This is a genomic window from Micromonospora sp. NRRL B-16802 (assembly GCF_001279555.1).
GTDB classification, from domain to species: domain Bacteria; phylum Actinomycetota; class Actinomycetes; order Mycobacteriales; family Micromonosporaceae; genus Micromonospora; species Micromonospora profundi.
The window spans coordinates 1-15956 of sequence record NZ_LGEB01000053.1; the positions used below are offsets into that span (position 1 = coordinate 1).

General features: G+C 72.0%; 15 protein-coding genes. 6 read left to right on the top strand and 9 right to left on the bottom strand.

The features are described from left to right. Positions 1-239 precede the first annotated feature (239 nt). The gene (locus tag ADK66_RS10280; protein WP_053653858.1) at positions 240-1433 is read left to right on the top strand and encodes a pyridoxal phosphate-dependent aminotransferase; all 1194 of its coding nucleotides are present in this window, start codon (positions 240-242) and stop codon (positions 1431-1433) included. A 258-nt stretch (positions 1434-1691) separates the two neighbouring features. Here the strand turns inward: ADK66_RS10280 and glmM are convergent, their stop codons facing one another. The 7 genes from glmM to ADK66_RS10315 all read right to left on the bottom strand — a co-directional run bounded on the left by glmM (position 1692) and on the right by ADK66_RS10315 (position 7136). Beyond that, positions 1692-3047: a phosphoglucosamine mutase gene (gene glmM, locus ADK66_RS10285; RefSeq protein ID WP_053653860.1), complete on the bottom strand. Its 1356-nt coding sequence runs from the start codon at positions 3045-3047 to the stop codon at positions 1692-1694. A gap of 119 nt (positions 3048-3166) precedes the next feature. Continuing rightward, on the bottom strand, positions 3167-3640 hold the full coding sequence (gene rpsI / locus ADK66_RS10290) for a 30S ribosomal protein S9 (RefSeq protein WP_053653862.1): 474 nt from the start codon (positions 3638-3640) through the stop codon (positions 3167-3169). 20 nt (positions 3641-3660) lie between these two features. Continuing rightward, positions 3661-4104 (bottom strand): 50S ribosomal protein L13, encoded by a 444-nt coding sequence (rplM, locus tag ADK66_RS10295; protein WP_053653864.1) that lies wholly within the window; start codon positions 4102-4104, stop codon positions 3661-3663. Between the two features lie 209 nt (positions 4105-4313). Then, the gene (locus tag ADK66_RS10300; protein ID WP_053653866.1) at positions 4314-5693 is read right to left on the bottom strand and encodes a nitrate/nitrite transporter; all 1380 of its coding nucleotides are present in this window, start codon (positions 5691-5693) and stop codon (positions 4314-4316) included. Positions 5694-5819: 126 nt separating this feature from the next. Then, positions 5820-6113 carry a hypothetical protein gene (locus ADK66_RS10305; protein WP_053653868.1) on the bottom strand — a complete coding sequence of 98 codons (294 nt, stop codon included), beginning with the start codon at positions 6111-6113 and terminating at the stop codon, positions 5820-5822. Further along, on the bottom strand, positions 6103-6390 hold the full coding sequence (locus ADK66_RS10310) for a DUF6364 family protein (protein WP_053653870.1): 288 nt from the start codon (positions 6388-6390) through the stop codon (positions 6103-6105). Before ADK66_RS10310 ends, ADK66_RS10305 begins: the two co-directional genes overlap by 11 nt. A 50-nt stretch (positions 6391-6440) precedes the next feature. Beyond that, positions 6441-7136, bottom strand: a complete 696-nt coding sequence (locus ADK66_RS10315; protein WP_053653872.1) for a class I SAM-dependent methyltransferase — start codon at positions 7134-7136, stop codon at positions 6441-6443. A gap of 237 nt (positions 7137-7373) precedes the next feature. Here ADK66_RS10315 and ADK66_RS10320 point away from each other — a divergent pair, with 237 nt between their 5' ends. From ADK66_RS10320 to ADK66_RS10340, 5 genes are read left to right on the top strand one after another with little or no spacing between them, the layout of a single operon-like run. After that, entirely contained in the window at positions 7374-9515 is a 2142-nt protein-coding gene (locus ADK66_RS10320) for a molybdopterin oxidoreductase family protein (RefSeq protein ID WP_053653874.1), read from the top strand. Next, positions 9512-10951 (top strand): FAD-dependent oxidoreductase, encoded by a 1440-nt coding sequence (locus ADK66_RS10325; protein ID WP_053653876.1) that lies wholly within the window; start codon positions 9512-9514, stop codon positions 10949-10951. Before ADK66_RS10320 ends, ADK66_RS10325 begins: the two co-directional genes overlap by 4 nt. Further along, the gene (gene nirB, locus ADK66_RS10330; RefSeq protein WP_053653878.1) at positions 10948-13452 is read left to right on the top strand and encodes a nitrite reductase large subunit NirB; all 2505 of its coding nucleotides are present in this window, start codon (positions 10948-10950) and stop codon (positions 13450-13452) included. The genes ADK66_RS10325 and nirB overlap by 4 nt, the downstream gene beginning before the upstream one ends. Further along, the gene (nirD, locus tag ADK66_RS10335) at positions 13449-13796 is read left to right on the top strand and encodes a nitrite reductase small subunit NirD (protein WP_053653879.1); all 348 of its coding nucleotides are present in this window, start codon (positions 13449-13451) and stop codon (positions 13794-13796) included. Before nirB ends, nirD begins: the two co-directional genes overlap by 4 nt. Next, entirely contained in the window at positions 13796-14884 is a 1089-nt protein-coding gene (locus ADK66_RS10340) for a uroporphyrinogen-III synthase (RefSeq protein ID WP_053653881.1), read from the top strand. The genes nirD and ADK66_RS10340 overlap by 1 nt, the downstream gene beginning before the upstream one ends. A 41-nt stretch (positions 14885-14925) precedes the next feature. On the opposite strand, the gene ADK66_RS10345 is transcribed toward ADK66_RS10340, so the two are convergent. Further along, complete coding sequence (locus ADK66_RS10345; protein WP_053653883.1) at positions 14926-15549, bottom strand: ATP/GTP-binding protein; 624 nt, start codon at positions 15547-15549, stop codon at positions 14926-14928. Then, a complete protein-coding gene (locus ADK66_RS10350; RefSeq protein WP_007465174.1) occupies positions 15530-15895 on the bottom strand; it encodes a DUF742 domain-containing protein in 366 nt (121 codons plus the stop codon). The genes ADK66_RS10345 and ADK66_RS10350 overlap by 20 nt, the downstream gene beginning before the upstream one ends. Positions 15896-15956 lie beyond the last annotated feature (61 nt).

Consider the following 15956-nt stretch of genomic DNA (forward strand, 5'->3'; position numbering starts at 1 on the left):
GGACCGGGACAGGGCCGGGGGTGTAGCTCGGCGGGACCGGGCGGAGCTGGGCGGGACCGGGCGGAGCTGGGCGGGACCGGGCGGAGCTGGGCGGGACCGGGAGTCGATCTGGGCGGCCGGGGACGAGGGCAAGCCGGGCCTGGGACGAGTTGTGGGCTGGGCTGGGCTGGGTTTGCCGGGCAGGCCGTGCCCAATCTCTCTTGTATCGGGGAGACTGGGGTGGCCGTAGGCTGGCGCAGGTGACGAGCACCGATGTCGACCCGCTGGTGGCCCGGATGCGGCCGTTCGGCACGACGATCTTCGCTGAGATGTCCGCTCTCGCCGTGCGTACCGGGGCAGTCAATCTGGGCCAGGGCTTCCCGGACACCGACGGCCCACCGGAGATGCTGGCCGCCGCTGCTGAGGCGCTCCGCACCGGGCAGAACCAGTACCCGCCCGGTCCGGGAATCCCCGCCCTCCGTGCGGCGGTCGCGGCCCACCAGCGGCGGTTCCACGATCTGGAGTACGACCCCGACGGCGAGATCGTGATCACGGCGGGCGCGACGGAGGCGGTGGCGGCGAGCATCCTCGCTCTCTGCGAGCCGGGCGACGAGGTGGTGTGCTTCGAGCCGTACTACGACTCGTACGCCGCATCGATCGCCCTGGCCGGCGCGGTCCGGCGGCCGGTCACGTTGCGTCCCGTCGACGGCGGCCGGTACGCCTTCGACCCGGCGGCGCTGCGCGCGGCGTTCGGCCCGCGCACCCGCCTCGTGCTGCTCAACTCGCCGCACAACCCGACCGGCAAGGTGTTCACGCCGGCCGAGCTGGCGCTTGTCGCCGAGCTGTGCCAGGAGTTCGACGCGTACGCGGTCACCGACGAGGTGTACGAGCACCTGGTGTTCAGCGACGCGTCGAGCGCACACGTGCCGCTGGCCACCCTGCCGGGGATGCGCGAGCGGACGTTGCGGATCTCCTCGGCCGGCAAGACCTTCTCCTGCACGGGCTGGAAGGTCGGCTGGGCCAGTGGTCCGGCCGCCCTCGTGTCGGCCGTGCTGCGGGTGAAGCAGTTCCTCACCTTCGTGAACGCCTCCCCGCTGCAACCGGCCGTCGCCGTGGCCCTGGCGCTTCCGGACGACTACTTCACCGGCTTCCGCGACGGGCTCCAACAGCAACGTGACCAACTCGTGGGTGGCCTGACCGACGCCGGGTTCGAGGTGCTGGTGCCGGAGGGGACGTACTTCGTCACCGCCGACATCACGCCGCTCGGCGGCTCGGACGGGGTGGAGTTCTGCCGATCGCTGCCGGAGCGCTGTGGCGTGGTGGCGGTGCCGACGCAGGTCTTCTACGACGACGTCGAGGCAGGCCGGCGGCTGGTGCGGTTCGCCTTCTGCAAGCGTCCGGAGGTGCTGACCGAGGCGGTCAACCGGCTACGCGCGCTGACCCCGGCCCGCTGACCCGAACCAGCTCGGCCAGCCCTGAATCAGCCCAGCCAGGCCGAACCAGCCGGCCAGCCCAGGCCGAGCCAGCCCAGGCCGAGCCAGGCCAGGCCAGGCCGAGCCAGGCCGAGCCAGGCCAGGCCAGGCCGAGCCAGCCCAGGCCGAGCCAGCCCAGGCCGAGCCAGCCCAGGCCGAGCCAGCCCAGGCCGAGCCAGCCCAGGCCGAGCCAGCCCAGGCCGAGAACGGGCCGGCCGGGGCACGGCCGTGGGTGCGCTCCTAGCTAGCGGGGCTGGCGGTGCGGACGAGATCCGCGATGCGCTCGGCCACGGACCGCGCCGTCGCCTCGGTGGCCGCCTCGACCATGACGCGGACCAGCGGCTCGGTGCCCGAGGGGCGCAGCAGCACCCGACCGGTCTCGCCCAGCTGCGCCTCGGCCCGTTCGACCTCGGCGCGGACGGCCGGCGCGTTGGCGCCGACGGTCCGGTCGCCGACGGGCACGTTGATGAGCACCTGGGGCAGCTTGGTGATCACGGACGCCAGTTCGGCAAGGGACTGGCCGGTGGCTGCCATGCGGGCCATCAGGTGCAGACCGGTGAGGACGCCGTCGCCCGTGGTGGCGTGCGCGGGCATGACGATGTGCCCGCTCTGCTCGCCGCCGAGCGCCAGGCCGGAGGCGCGTAGCTCCTCCAGGACGTACCGGTCGCCGACCTTGGTCTCGATCAGCCGGATGCCCTGCGCGGACATCGCGAGTCGCAGGCCGAGGTTGCTCATCACGGTGGCCACCAGGGTGTCCTGGGTGAGCGTGCCGGCCTCCCGCATGGCAAGCGCGAGGATCGCCATCACCTGGTCGCCGTCGACCTCGTCACCGTCGGCGGTGACCGCCAGGCAGCGGTCGGCGTCGCCGTCGTGGGCGATGCCCAGGTGGGCGCCGTGCTCGACAACGGCTTCGCGCAGCGCCTCGATGTGGTTGGAGCCGCAGTCGTCGTTGATGTTGAGCCCGTCGGGCTCGGCGTGGATGGCGATGACCTCGGCGCCGGCCTCCCGGTAGGCGACGGGGGCGACCTCGGCGGCGGCGCCGTTTGCGCAGTCGACGACGACCTTGATCCCGTCGAGCCGGTGCGGCAGGGTGCCGACCAGGTGTTGGACGTAGTGGTCCGCTCCGTCGAGCAGGTCGTGCACGCGACCGACGCCGGCGCCTGTCGGCCGGTCCCAGGCGGTGGTGGCGTTCGTCTCGACGGCCGCCTCGATCCGCATCTCGATCTCGTCGGGCAACTTGTGGCCACCGGCGGCGAAGAGCTTGATGCCGTTGTCCGGCATCGGGTTGTGTGACGCGGACAGCATCACCCCGAGGTCGGCCTTGGCCTCGGCGGTGAGGAACGCCACGGCCGGGGTGGGCAGCACGCCCACCCGCACCACGTTCGCGCCGGCACTGGTGAGCCCTGCCACGACGGCGGCTTCCAGCATCTCGCCGCTGGCCCGGGTGTCGCGGCCGACGACGGCGAGCGGCGGATGGCTGCGATCCGTCTCGGCGAGCGTGTGCGCAGCGGCCACGGCGAGCGCGAGCGCCAACTCGGGTGTGAGATCCGCGTTCGCCCGCCCGCGTACGCCGTCCGTGCCGAACAACCGACCCATACCCGCCAACCTCCGATGAGCACTGCTGATGAGGAGAAAGCGGAACGGCCGGTCCACCTCCCCCGTTTCGAGGGGAGGCGGACCGGCCGTCCGTCAGAAGTACAACGCGCTGGGAAAGATCAGCGCTTCGAGTACTGGGGAGCCTTACGGGCCTTCTTGAGGCCGTACTTCTTGCTCTCCTTGACCCGGGCGTCCCGGGTGAGGAAGCCGGCCTTCTTGAGGGCCGGGCGGTCGTCGGGCTCGTTGATGATCAACGCGCGGGCGATGCCCAGCCGGAGCGCACCGGCCTGGCCGGTGGTGCCGCCGCCACGCAGGTTGGCGATGACGTCGAACTGCTCGAGCTTCTCGGCGGTGACCAGCGGGTCCTTGATGAGCTGCTGGTGCACCTTGCTCGGGAAGTACGCCTCGAGGTCCTGGCCGTTGCACGTGATCTTGCCGGTGCCCGGGACGATACGGACCCGGACGATGGCCTCCTTGCGGCGGCCCACGGTCTGGATCGGCCGGTCACCACGAGGCGCGCGGGCGACGGGCGCCGGCGCCTCGGTGGCCTCAGGGGCTTCCGGGGCGACCTCGGTCTCGGTGATGTCGGTCATGCTGCTTCCTTCGCCCGCGCTCACTGCGCGATCTGCTTGATCTCGAACGGCACCGGCTGCTGCGCGAGGTGCGGGTGCTCGGCACCGGCGTAGACCTTCAGCTTCTTGATCAGCTGACGGCCGAGCTTGTTGTGCGGGAGCATTCCCTTCACAGCGAGCTCGATGGCCCGCTCCGGGCGCTTGGTCAGCAGCTCGTCGTAGCCGATCTGCTTCAGGCCACCCGGGTAACCGGAGTGGCGGTAAGCGACCTTGGTCTGGCGCTTGTTGCCGGTCAGCGCAACCTTGCCCGCGTTCACGATGACGACGAAGTCGCCCGTGTCGACGTGCGGCGCGAAAGTCGGCTTGTGCTTACCACGCAGCAACGTGGCGGCGTGGGTGGCCAGGCGGCCCAGCACGACATCAGAGGCGTCGATGACGTGCCACTGACGCTCGATCTCACCCGGCTTCGGGCTGTACGTACGCACAGGTCTACCTTGTCTCGTCGTCGGTCTGGGGTCGCGCGCCGAGGTGACCAGATCTTGCAGGCCGGACCAGCGCGCACGAACGACCAAGCGTACCTGATAGGGCACGCCTCTGGATGTCGTACAACAGCAGGCAACGATACCCGGCGCCCCGTCCGCAGGTCAAAACGGGGGTGCGGTCCCGCGCGCCGACGCGCCGGCCGTGGTTCAGCTCACACTCCGGCGAGCTGCCCGGCACGTGGACGACGGTAGACGACCCAGGTGACTGCGAAACAGAGCGCGTACCAGCCGATGAAGACCAGGTAGGCGGCGTCGGCGTTGCCGGAGCCGAGGAACGACTGGCGGAACGAGATGTTGACGAGCACCCCACCGGAGGCGCCGACGGCACCGGCGATGCCGATCAGCGAGCCGGTCATCCGCCGCGCCCACCGTGCCGCGGCCTCCGGGTCGCGCCCGGCTACCACCGCGTCCGCAGCCCGGGCCCGGAAGATCGCCGGGATCATCTTGTAGGTGGAGCCGTTGCCGATGCCGGAGAACACGAAGAGGGCGATGAACCCGGTCAGGTAGAGCCCGAAGGAGCGTTCCCGGGCCGCGTACAGCACGGTGCTGGCGCCGGCTGCCATCGCCACGAAGTTCCAGAAGGTCACCCGAGCGCCGCCCAACCGGTCGGCGAGGTGCCCGCCCAGTGGCCGGATCAGCGAACCCACGAGCGGGCCGAGGAAGGTCAGCCAGGCCGCGTCGACGGGCGTGGGGAACCGCTCGGCGAACTGGAGTTGCAGCACCTGACCGAAGGCGAAGCCGAATCCGATGAACGAGCCGAACGTGCCGACGTACAGCAGGGACATGACCCAGGTGTGCGGATCGCGCGCGGCCTCGCGCAGCGCGCCGGGCTCGTTGCGCGCGCCGGGCACGGTGTCCAACCAGCGGGCCGCCGCCAGCGCGGCCAGCACGATCAGCGGCAGGTAGACCGCCGGGACCAGCCGGGGGTACGCGGCACCGGCGGTCGCGAGGACCGCGAGCCCGACCAACTGCACAGCGGGTACGCCCAGGTTGCCGCCGCCCGCGTTGAGCCCGAGGGCCCGCCCCTTGAGCCGGGACGGGTAGAACAGGTTGATGTTCGCCATCGAGGAGGCGAAGTTGCCGCCGCCGACCCCGGTGAGGCAGGCGAGCACCATGAGCGTGCCGTAGGACACCCCGGGTTCCAGCAGCACCGCCATCGGCACCGTCGGTACGAGCAGCAGCAGTGCGCTGATGATCGTCCAGCGCCGGCCGCCGAAGCGGGCAACCGCCAGCGTGTACGGAAGCCGGAGCACCGCGCCCAGCGCGGCGGGTACGGCGGTGAGCAGGAACTTGCCGGCCGGGTCGATGCCGTACGCGGGGCCGAGGAAGAGCACTGTCACCGACCAGAGGCTCCACACGGAGAAACCGACGTGCTCGGCGAAGATCGACACCCAGAGGTTCCGTCGGGCGATCGGCGCGCCAGTGGTCCGCCAGAATTCGGGGTCCTCGGGTCTCCAGTCGTCGAGCCGGTGCCGGGTCGCGGTGGCGGCCGGTGCGCCGGCGGTGACTGCGGTGCTGGTGAGCGTGCTCACGGCGGCTCCTCCTCGTCGATGTGACAGGGAGGAACGCTAGGAACACCGGATTACCCGGCAGTGCCCGTCGCGGGTCGGCCGGGATACGGGGACCGCACCACGGGGCGACGACGATGGTGAGCGCGGTCAGAGTTGCTGGAGGATGCGCAGCGCGCGGCCGACCCGCAGCATGGTGTCGGTGTCGGCGACGTCCACGCAACTGGTGAACCACTTCTTCATGGGTGACGAGATCCGGTCGGGCATCACCACGTACCGGCCCATGGAGACGGCGAGCGGGGAATCCCGCAGCAGCGACTCCTCGACAACCTCGACGACGATCACGATGGGCACGTCGGTGGAGTTGTAGACGTCTGAGCTGATCACCAGGCCGAGGCGTTCCCGGGCGCCCTCGATGCGCCAGACCTCACCCCTACGCAGCACGCGGCCGTCCGTCGGCGAGGAGGTCGTTGACCATGCCTGCCTCGCGGGCGTCGGCGAGGGCTGCGGACTCCAGGTCGAGGCTGGCGCGGCCCACTGCGGCGGCGTGCGCGGTGAAGACCTCGCGCAGCGCCTTTTCCCGGGCGGCCTGGTCCATCCACGCCGAGAGCGACAGCCCTTCACGCTTGGCGAAGCGTCGAGCGTCCTCGATTGTCTCGTCCGTGAACGACAACGTCACCTTGGCAGTCATGCCGATGAGACTACCCAGCGGTATGACCATCAGTCATCCGCACAACCGGCGGCTTGCCACTGGCGGCCGAAAGGCGCAATTCACCGGGCCCGGCCGCCGAACACAGCGAAGCGCCACTCCTTGAAGAAACAGTCGACGTCGACCAGACCCGCCTCTTCGAGCCACCGGCACTGGTCGGCGGCGGTGGCGGGCCGGTCGTGCCGCATCCGCTCCCGGGAGCCGGCGATCTCGTCGGGAGACGAGCCCAGCTCGGTGATCCGCGCCGTCCACACCTCGTCGTAGCGCCGGTCCAGGGCGGGGGTCGGCCCGGCCACCTGCTCGGCGTTGACGAAGACCCCGCCGGGTGCCAGCGCGGCGGCAGCCCGCCGGTAGAGCCCGCGCTTGCCGTCGTCGTCCAGGTGGTGGATCGCCAGCGCGCTGACCACGGCGTCGTACCGTCCGGCCGGCAGTTCGTCGGCCAGGTCGGCCCGGACGGTCCGGTGCGGCACTGCGCGGGCGCGCAACTGGTCGGCGGCGCGGGACAGCATTGCCGGCGCGGCGTCCACCAGGGTCAGCCGCACTCCCGGCACCGCGGCGGCGAGCAGGAGCGAGAGCAGGCCGGTGCCGGCGCCCAGGTCCAACACCTCTGGGGTACGGCCGGCGGCCAGCGCGGCGCGCAATGGTGGCGCGGCCACCTGGACGGCGGTGCCGTAGAAGGCATCGAAGCAGGGCACCAGCCTGCGGCGCGCCTCGTCGTAGGTGCCGGCCACCGCGTCGAACGCTTCTGCCACACTCATCGCGTCTCCCAGCTTTTGAGACAACTTTCCCAAATAATAGGCTTCCCGAGGTCGGTTCGCGTACCCATTACCGCAACGTGGGACACCCGCCGAACACCTTCCGTGGGGCGGCCGGCAGGTCGGCGGTCAGGACCCAGCCGTCACGTCCGATGCCCCCGTGCGGTGTGAGCCGTACTTGACAGGACCGAAACAGAAGGGACGCCGACGCGAAACCGCCCGGCGGCACGCTTTCCCGACATGACAGACGGTGCATGGTCGGCAACTCGACCGGGGCGGACGCCCCGGGAGGCAGCCACACACTGCCCGTACTGCGCACTCCAGTGTGGGATGACACTGCAGGAGGACGACGACGGAGTGACGGTGCTCCCCCGCCAGTTCCCCACCAACCGGGGCGGCCTCTGCCAGAAGGGCTGGACCGCCGCCGAGCTGCTCGACCATCCGGAGCGGCTGACCAGTCCGCTGCTACGCGACCCGGCCACCGGCGACCTGCGCCCCGCGAGCTGGGACGACGCGCTGGGCCGGATCGTCACCGGCATCCGCGCCATCCAGGCCAGCGCCGGCCGGGACGCCGTCGCCGTCTTCGGCGGCGGTGGGCTCACCAACGAGAAGGCGTACGCGCTGGGAAAGTTCGCCCGCGTCGCGCTGCGCACGCGGCACATCGACTACAACGGACGGTTCTGCATGTCCTCGGCGGCGGCGGCCGGGATGCGCGCCTTCGGCGTGGACAGAGGGCTGCCCTTTCCGCTGGCCGACCTCGGCCGCGCCGACACCCTGCTGCTGGTCGGCGCGAACCCGGCGGAGACCATGCCGCCGCTGATGCGCTGGCTGACCGAGCAGCGACGCGGCGGCGGCCGGCTGATCGTCGTCGACCCCCGGCTCACCGCCACCGCCCGTCAGGCCGACCTGCACCTGCAACCACTGCCCGGCACCGATCTCGCGGTTGCCAACTCGCTGCTGCACATCGTGCTCACCGAGGGCTGGGTCGACAAGGCGTACGTCGCCGACCGCACGGCCGGCTTCGACGCGGTTCGCCGCAGCGTCGCCGCCTGGTGGCCGGCCCGCGCCGAACAACTCTCCGGTGTTCCGGTGGCCGACCTGGAGGCCACCGCCCGCGCGTTGGGCACCGGCGGACGGGTGATCATCCTGACCGCTCGCGGTGCCGAACAGCATGCCAAGGGCGTCGACACTGTCACCGCGTACGTCAATCTGGCCCTCGCCCTCGGTCTGCCCGGCCGGGAGGGCTCCGGGTACGGCTGCCTCACCGGCCAGGGCAACGGCCAGGGCGGGCGTGAGCACGGGCAGAAGGCCGACCAGCTCCCCGGCTACCGGCGGATCGACGACCCGGCGGCCCGGGAGCACGTGGCGGGGGTCTGGGGCGTACCGGCCGACGACCTGCCCGGTCCCGGCGTGCCGGCCCTGCAACTGCTCGACTCCCTCGGTACTCCCGGCGGCCCCCGGGCGCTGCTGGTGTTCGGCTCGAACCCGGTGGTCTCCGCTCCCCGCGCGAGCAGGATCGAGGGCCGACTGCGCGACCTCGACCTGCTTGTCGTCGCCGACCTGCTGCTCTCCGAGACGGCCGCGCTGGCCGACGTGGTGCTGCCCACCGCGCAGTGGGCCGAGGAGGACGGCACCATGACCAACCTGGAGGGTCGGGTCCTGCGCCGGCGCGCGCTGCGTCCACCCCCGCCGGACGTCCGCACCGACCTGGCCATCATCGCCGACCTCGCGGCCCGGCTGTCAGCTGCGGAGGAAACGGGCACCGGCCCGACCGCCGCGGCGACGCGGTTTCCGAGCGACCCGGCCGCCGTGTTCGCCGAGTTACGCCGCGCCTCGGCGGGCGGAACCGCCGACTACGCCGGTATCAGTTGGGAACGGATCGACGCCGCCGACGGCGTCTTCTGGCCCTGCCCCACCGAGGACGGGCCGGACACGCCGCGACTCTTCGCCGACCGGTTCGGCACCCCGGACGGCCGTGCCCGCTTCCATCCCGTGGACCACCGGCCGGCCGCCGAGGAGGTCTGCGACGCGTACCCGCTGCACTTCACCACCGGTCGGGTGCTGGCGCAGTATCAGTCCGGCACCCAGACCCGCAGGGTCGACGCGCTGCGCCGGGCCGCCGGTGAGGCTTTCGTCGAGCTGCACCCCGACCTGGCCGCCCGGTTGGGCATCGACGACGGCGACAGAGTGCGGGTGACCTCGCGCCGAGGTGAGCTGCACGCCCCGGCCCGGCTCAGCCCGGGGATCCGGCCGGACACTGTCTTCGCGCCGTTCCACTGGCCCGGTGCGGCCCGGGCCAACTCGGTGACAAACGACGCGGTGGACCCGATCTCCGGGATGCCCGAGTTCAAGATCTGCGCGGTCCGGGTGGAGAAGGCATGAGCGGCCGCGTCGTGATCGTCGGCAACGGGATGGCCGGTGCCCGTCTCGCGAGCGAACTGCACACCCGTGCGGGCGACCGGAAGGTCACGGTGCTCGGGGCGGAACCGCATCGTGCGTACAACCGGATCATGCTCTCCACCCTGCTGGCGGGTCGGATCGGCGAGCCGGACGTGGAGTTGACCGAGGCCGCCGGGCACGGCATCGACAGGCGTACCGGCGTGCGGGTGACCGCTGTGGACCGGTCGGGCCGCGAGGTCCAGACCGCCGACGGCGAACGCATCTCCTACGACCATCTGGTGCTTGCCACCGGCAGCCGGCCGGTGCTGCCGGCGCTGCCCGGCCTCGACCCGGCCCACCTGCCGGACCGTGTGGTCCCGTTCCGGACCCTTGACGACTGCCGCCGGATCCTCGCCGTGGCCGACGGCGCCGGCACCGCAATCGTGCTCGGCGGTGGGCTGCTCGGCCTGGAGGCCGCCCGAGGGCTCGCCACCCGAGGGTTGGTCACCACAGTGGTGCACCCGAGAGAGCACCTGATGGAACGGCAACTCGACACGGCGGCCAGCGCGGTGCTCGCCGGCACGCTCGCAGGGCTCGGCGTCACAGTCGAGCTCGCGGTGCCGGCGACCGGGGTCGAAGCGGACGCCGACCATGTCCGCCTCGACCTGGCCGACGGCCGGACGCTCACCGCCGACCTGCTGGTGCTCTGCTGCGGTGTACGCCCCGACACCGCCCTCGCGACGGCCGCCGGGCTGACAGTGCGACGCGGCGTGGTGGTGGACGACAGGCTGCGCACCAACGACCGGCGCGTCTCGGCGATCGGCGACTGCGCCGAGCACGACGGTGTACTCACCGGGCTCGTCGCACCCGCCTGGTCGCAGGCCCGGGTGCTCGCCGACGTGCTGACCGGAACCGACCCGCTGGCCCGCTACCGGCCCCGGCCGGTGGTGACCCGACTCAAGGCGGCCGGGATCGACCTGGCGGCCATGGGTGACCCGGTGGGCGTCGGGCCGGGCGAGGTGCTGACCTTCGCCGATCCGGCCCGGGGCACGTACGCGCGGCTGCGGATCCACGACGAGCGGCTTACCGGCGCGATCCTGCTGGGCGACAACCCGGCAGTCGGCACGGTGATCCAGCTCTTCGACCGTGGCCACCCGGTGCCGGCCGACCGGCGGGCGCTGCTGCTGGGCCGAGCGCTCGGCGGCGGCGCCACGGCTCCGGCCGCAACACCTGCGCTCATGCCGGACGCCGCAGTCGTCTGCCAGTGCAACGCCGTCACCAAGGGAACGCTTGTGCGGTGCTGGCGGGCCGGTGCGCGAACTGTCGACGCGGTGGTGGCGTCCACCCGCGCCGGCACCGGATGCGGGGGGTGCCGGGACGCCGTCGCCGGCATCGTCGACTGGCTGTCCCAAGCGGAATCGGTGGAGGTGACGCGATGAGCGGCGGTGACCTGGTCGTCATCGGCAACGGCATGGTGGGGCAACGGTTCGTCGACGCGCTTCGCGCCCGCGATCCCCGGGGGCGCTGGCGGGTGACAGTGCTGGCCGAGGAGCGGCGTCCGGCGTACGACAGGGTGCGGCTCTCGGCGTTCTTCGACGGGGTGGGCGAGGACGAACTCAACGTGCACACCCCGCACGACGGGGTACGGCTGCGTCTCGGCGAGCCGGCCACCGCCATCGACCGTGACCGGCGGGTGGTGACCACCGTCGACGGCGAGTACCCCTATGACGCGCTGGTGCTGGCCACCGGTTCGTACCCGTTCGTGCCTCCGGTGCCCGGCGCCGACCTGCCCGGGGTCTTCGTCTACCGCACCCTTGACGACCTGGCGGCGATCCGGGCGTACGCGCAGGGCCGGCGGGTCGGCGCGGTGATCGGCGGTGGGCTGCTCGGGCTGGAGGCGGCGAACGCCCTGCGACTGCTGGGCCTGAGCACCGACGTTGTCGAGTTCGCGCCCCGCCTCATGCCGGTGCAGGTCGACCAGGCCGGCGCGGCGATGCTCCGCCGGTACGTCGAGGAGTTGGGTGTGCGTACCCACCTCGGGGTGGGCACCACGGCGATCCGGGCCGGGGCGGACGGCGCTGTCGCCGCCCTGGAGCTCTCCGACGGCCGTACTGTCGACGCCGACCTGGTGGTGGTGGCCGCCGGCATCCGACCGCGTGACGAGCTGGCGCGGGCCGCCGACCTGCCACGCGGCCCGCGCGGCGGGGTGCTCGTCGACGCGACCTGCCGCAGCGCCGACGAGCGGATCTGGGCTGTCGGTGAGTGCGCGGCGGTCGACGGCACCTGTCACGGTCTTGTCGCCCCCGGGTACGCGACGGCCGAGGTGGTGGCCGACCGGCTGGTCGGTGGCGCGGCGACATTCCCGGGCGCGGACACCGCCACGAAGCTGAAGCTGCTCGGCGTGGACGTGGCCTCGTTCGGCGACGCGCACGGCACCACCGAGGGCTGCCTGGACGTCACGTTCACCGATCCGGCCACCCGGGTCTACGCGAAGCTGGTCCTGTCCGACGACGCGCACACCCTGCTGGGCGGGGTGCTTGTGGGTGACGCCAGCGCGTACCCGACGTTGCGGGCCAGTGTGGGCGGCCCGCTGCCGGCCGCGCCGCTTGCGTTGCTCGCACCGGACGGCGGCGGCGCGGACGCCGGAGCGCTGCCCGCCACCGCGCAGGTCTGCTCCTGCAACGCGGTGACCCGTGGCGACGTGGACGCCGCAATCGCCGACGGCTGCGCGGACGTGCCAGCGTTGAAGGCGTGCACCAGAGCCGGCACGAGCTGCGGGTCCTGCGTGCCGATGCTCAAGCAACTGCTGGACGCGGCCGGGGTGGCGCAGTCCGCCGCGTTGTGCGAGCACTTCGACGTCGGCCGGCGGGACCTGTTCGAGATCGTTCGGGTACGCGGCATCCGCACGTTCTCCCGGCTGGTCGCCGAGCACGGCCGGGGGCGCGGCTGCGACATCTGCAAGCCGGTGGTGGCGTCGATCCTCGCCTCGCTGGGCAACGGGCACGTGCTCGACGGTGAGCAGGCGTCGTTGCAGGACACGAACGACCACTTCCTTGCCAACCTGCAACGCGACGGCAGCTACTCGGTGGTGCCCCGGATCCCCGGCGGCGAGATCACCCCGGAGAAGCTGATCGTGATCGGTGAGGTCGCCCGGGACTTCCAGCTCTACACGAAGATCACCGGCGGGCAGCGGATCGACCTGTTCGGCGCACGGGTGGAGCAGTTGCCGCTGATCTGGCGGCGACTTGTGGACGCCGGCTTCGAGTCCGGCCACGCGTACGGCAAGGCGCTGCGCACAGTGAAGTCCTGCGTCGGTGAAACCTGGTGCCGGTACGGGGTGCAGGACTCGGTGGGCCTGGCCGTGGCACTGGAGTTGCGTTACCGCGGGCTGCGCGCCCCGCACAAACTCAAGTCGGCGGTGTCCGGCTGCGCCCGCGAGTGCGCCGAGGCGCGCAGCAAGGACTTCGGCATCATCGCCACCGAGACCGGCTGGAACCTCTACGTCGGTGGCAACGGCGGTTTCCGGCCCCGGCACGCCGACCTGTTCGCCACCGACCTGTCGACCGATGAGCTGATCACCCTCATCGACAGGTTCCTCATCTACTACATCCGTACCGCCGACCGGCTGCAACGCACCGCCGGCTGGATCGAGTCGATGGACGGCGGCCTCGACCACCTGCGCTCGGTGATCGTCGACGACTCCCTGGGCCTGTGCGCCGACCTCGACGCGGCGATGGCCCGGCACGTGACCACGTACTCCGACGAGTGGCGCGACGTGCTGAACGACCCGGACCGGCTGCGCCGCTACACCTCCTTCGTCAACGCGCCCGACGTGCCCGACCCGTCGATCACCTTCACGCAGGAACGCGGCCAACCGGTGCCGGCGCACGGTCAGCGCCGGCAGCCGGTGACGCTCGGCCTTCCGGAGGTACGGCGATGAGCCAGCACAGCACACTGGAGTGGACAGTGGTCTGCCCCCTCGACCGGCTGGACCCCGACCGGGGCGTGGCCGCCCTTGTCGACGGCGTTCAGGTCGCCCTCTTCCGCACCGCCGACGGGCTGTTCGCGATCGACAACCGCGATCCGGTGTCCGGCGCGTACGTGCTGTCCCGGGGCATCGTGGGCAGCCGCGCCGGGGTGCCGACTGTCGCCTCGCCGCTGCACAAGCAGGTGTACGACCTGCGCAGCGGCGCCTGCCTCGATCTGCCCGGGGTGGCCGTGACCCGGCACGACGCTCGCTGCCGTGACGGGCTGGTCGAGGTGCGGCTGCGACGGGAGGACTGATGCGGGAGGAACTGGCCGGCTTCACGATCGGAGTGACCGCCGACCGGCGGCGCGACGAGTTGGCCGCGCTGCTCGAACGTCGGGGCGCCCGGGTGGTGCTCGCCCCGGCGCTGCGGATCGTTCCGCTGTCCGACGACACCGAGTTGCGCGAGGCGACGCGCGCCTGCCTGGACCAGCCGCCGGACATCCTGATGGCCAACACCGGGATCGGCATGCGCGGGTGGTTGGAGGCGGCCGAAGGTTGGGGGCTGGCGGAGCCGCTGCGCTCGGTGCTGGGCCGCTCGTACGTGGTGGCGCGGGGCCCGAAGGCACGTGGCGCGATCCGGGCGGCAGGGCTGCACGACCAGTGGTCACCGGATTCGGAGAGCTGCGACGAGGTGGTCGACCACCTGCGTCGGCGCGGTGTGGCCGGGCAGGTGATCGCCATGCAGTTGCACGGGGAGCGCCAGCCGGAGTGCACACTCGCGCTGGAGGCGGCCGGCGCCACTGTGATCGAGGTTCCGGTCTACCGCTGGGCGCCGCCCACCGACCTGGCGCCGCTGCACCGGCTCATCGACCTGATCGCCGGCCGGCTTGTGGACGCGGTGACGTTCACTTCGGCGCCTGCGGCCGAGGCGCTGCTGCGGGCGGCCGGCGACCGTACCGACGCGGTGGTGTCCGCGTTCCGCAGCGACGTGCTCGCCAGCTGCGTCGGCGCGGTGACCGCCGAACCCCTGCTGCGGCACGGGGTGCCGGTGAGCGCGCCGGGACGGGCCCGGCTGGGCGCGCTGGTGCGGACAATCGTCGACGAGCTGCCCCGCCGGACCGTCACGTTCAAGGCCGGCGGTCACCTGCTCACCCTGCGCGGGCACGCAGCGGTGATCGACGGCGAGCTGCGTCCCCTGGCGCCCGCGCCGATGGCGGTGCTGCGGGCGCTGGCCCAGTCCCCCGGACGGGTGCTGTCGCGTACGGCGCTGCTGCGGACCCTGCCCCGGGGCGCGGACGAGCACGCCGTGGAGATGGCGGTGGCCCGGCTGCGGGCCGGCCTGCGCGCGCCACGTGTGGTGCAGACAGTGGTCAAACGCGGCTACCGGCTCCGGGTCGACTGAGCTGTCCGGCCGGCCGGTGTACGCCGGCCGGCCGGGACTTCTCAGCCGACCGGCGTGGGGAACCCGCGGCCGTGCTCGGCCTGCAACCGGAGCATGGCGTGCTCGACAACGGTCACCAGCACCTGCTTGACCGAGTCCCGGTGCCGGGCGTCGGTCATCACCAGCGGCACCTGCGGCGAGATGGCCAACGCCTCGCGGACCTCGTCCAGCTCGTACTGGGGAGCGCCGTCGAAGTGGTTGAGCGCCACCACGTACGGCAGGTTGCGGTTCTCGAAGTAGTCGAGCGGGGCGAACGCGTCGGTGATCCGCCGGGTGTCCACGAGCACCGCGGCACCCACCGCACCCCGGATGATCTCGTCCCACATGAACCAGAAGCGGGTCTGACCCGGTGTACCGAAGAGGTACAGGATCAGGTCCTGGGCCATCGTGATACGGCCGAAGTCCATGGCGACCGTTGTGGTCTCCTTGCCCGGCACCTTGGACGGATCGTCGATGCCGACACCGGCCGCGGTCATCACCGCCTCGGTCGTCAGCGGTTGGATCTCGGAGATCGAACCGACAAGGGTCGTCTTACCGACGCCGAACCCGCCCGCGACAACGATCTTCGCGGAGACGATTCCCCGGCCCGGCCGCCCCCCAGCGGGGTCATAGCCTGCGAAGTCCACTTAGCACCCTTCCAAGCAGTTCCATCCGCTCCTCGAACCCCTCGGCGGGAGCAGCAGTGTGTAACGTCAGCAGGCTCTCGGCCACCATGTCGGCGACCAGCACCCGGGCGACGCCGAGCGGCATCCGGGTGTACGCGGCGATCTCCGCCAGCGACTGCGCCCGGCCCTCGCAGACCGTGGCGATGCGGTGCTTGTCGTGCCCCGCGAAGCGGGACTCGGCAACCTGGGTGGGAGAGGCCGTGAGGACCGCCTCGAGGGCGATGTCCTGCCGGGGCTCGGTACGACCACGGGTGACCGCGTACGGACGTACCAGAGCGCCGCGCGGGTCAGCGCGTCGTTGGTCCATCCCCGATCACCTCCTCGTCGTCGCGGAGTCGGCGCACACCGCCTCCCATCCCTGTTCCGGC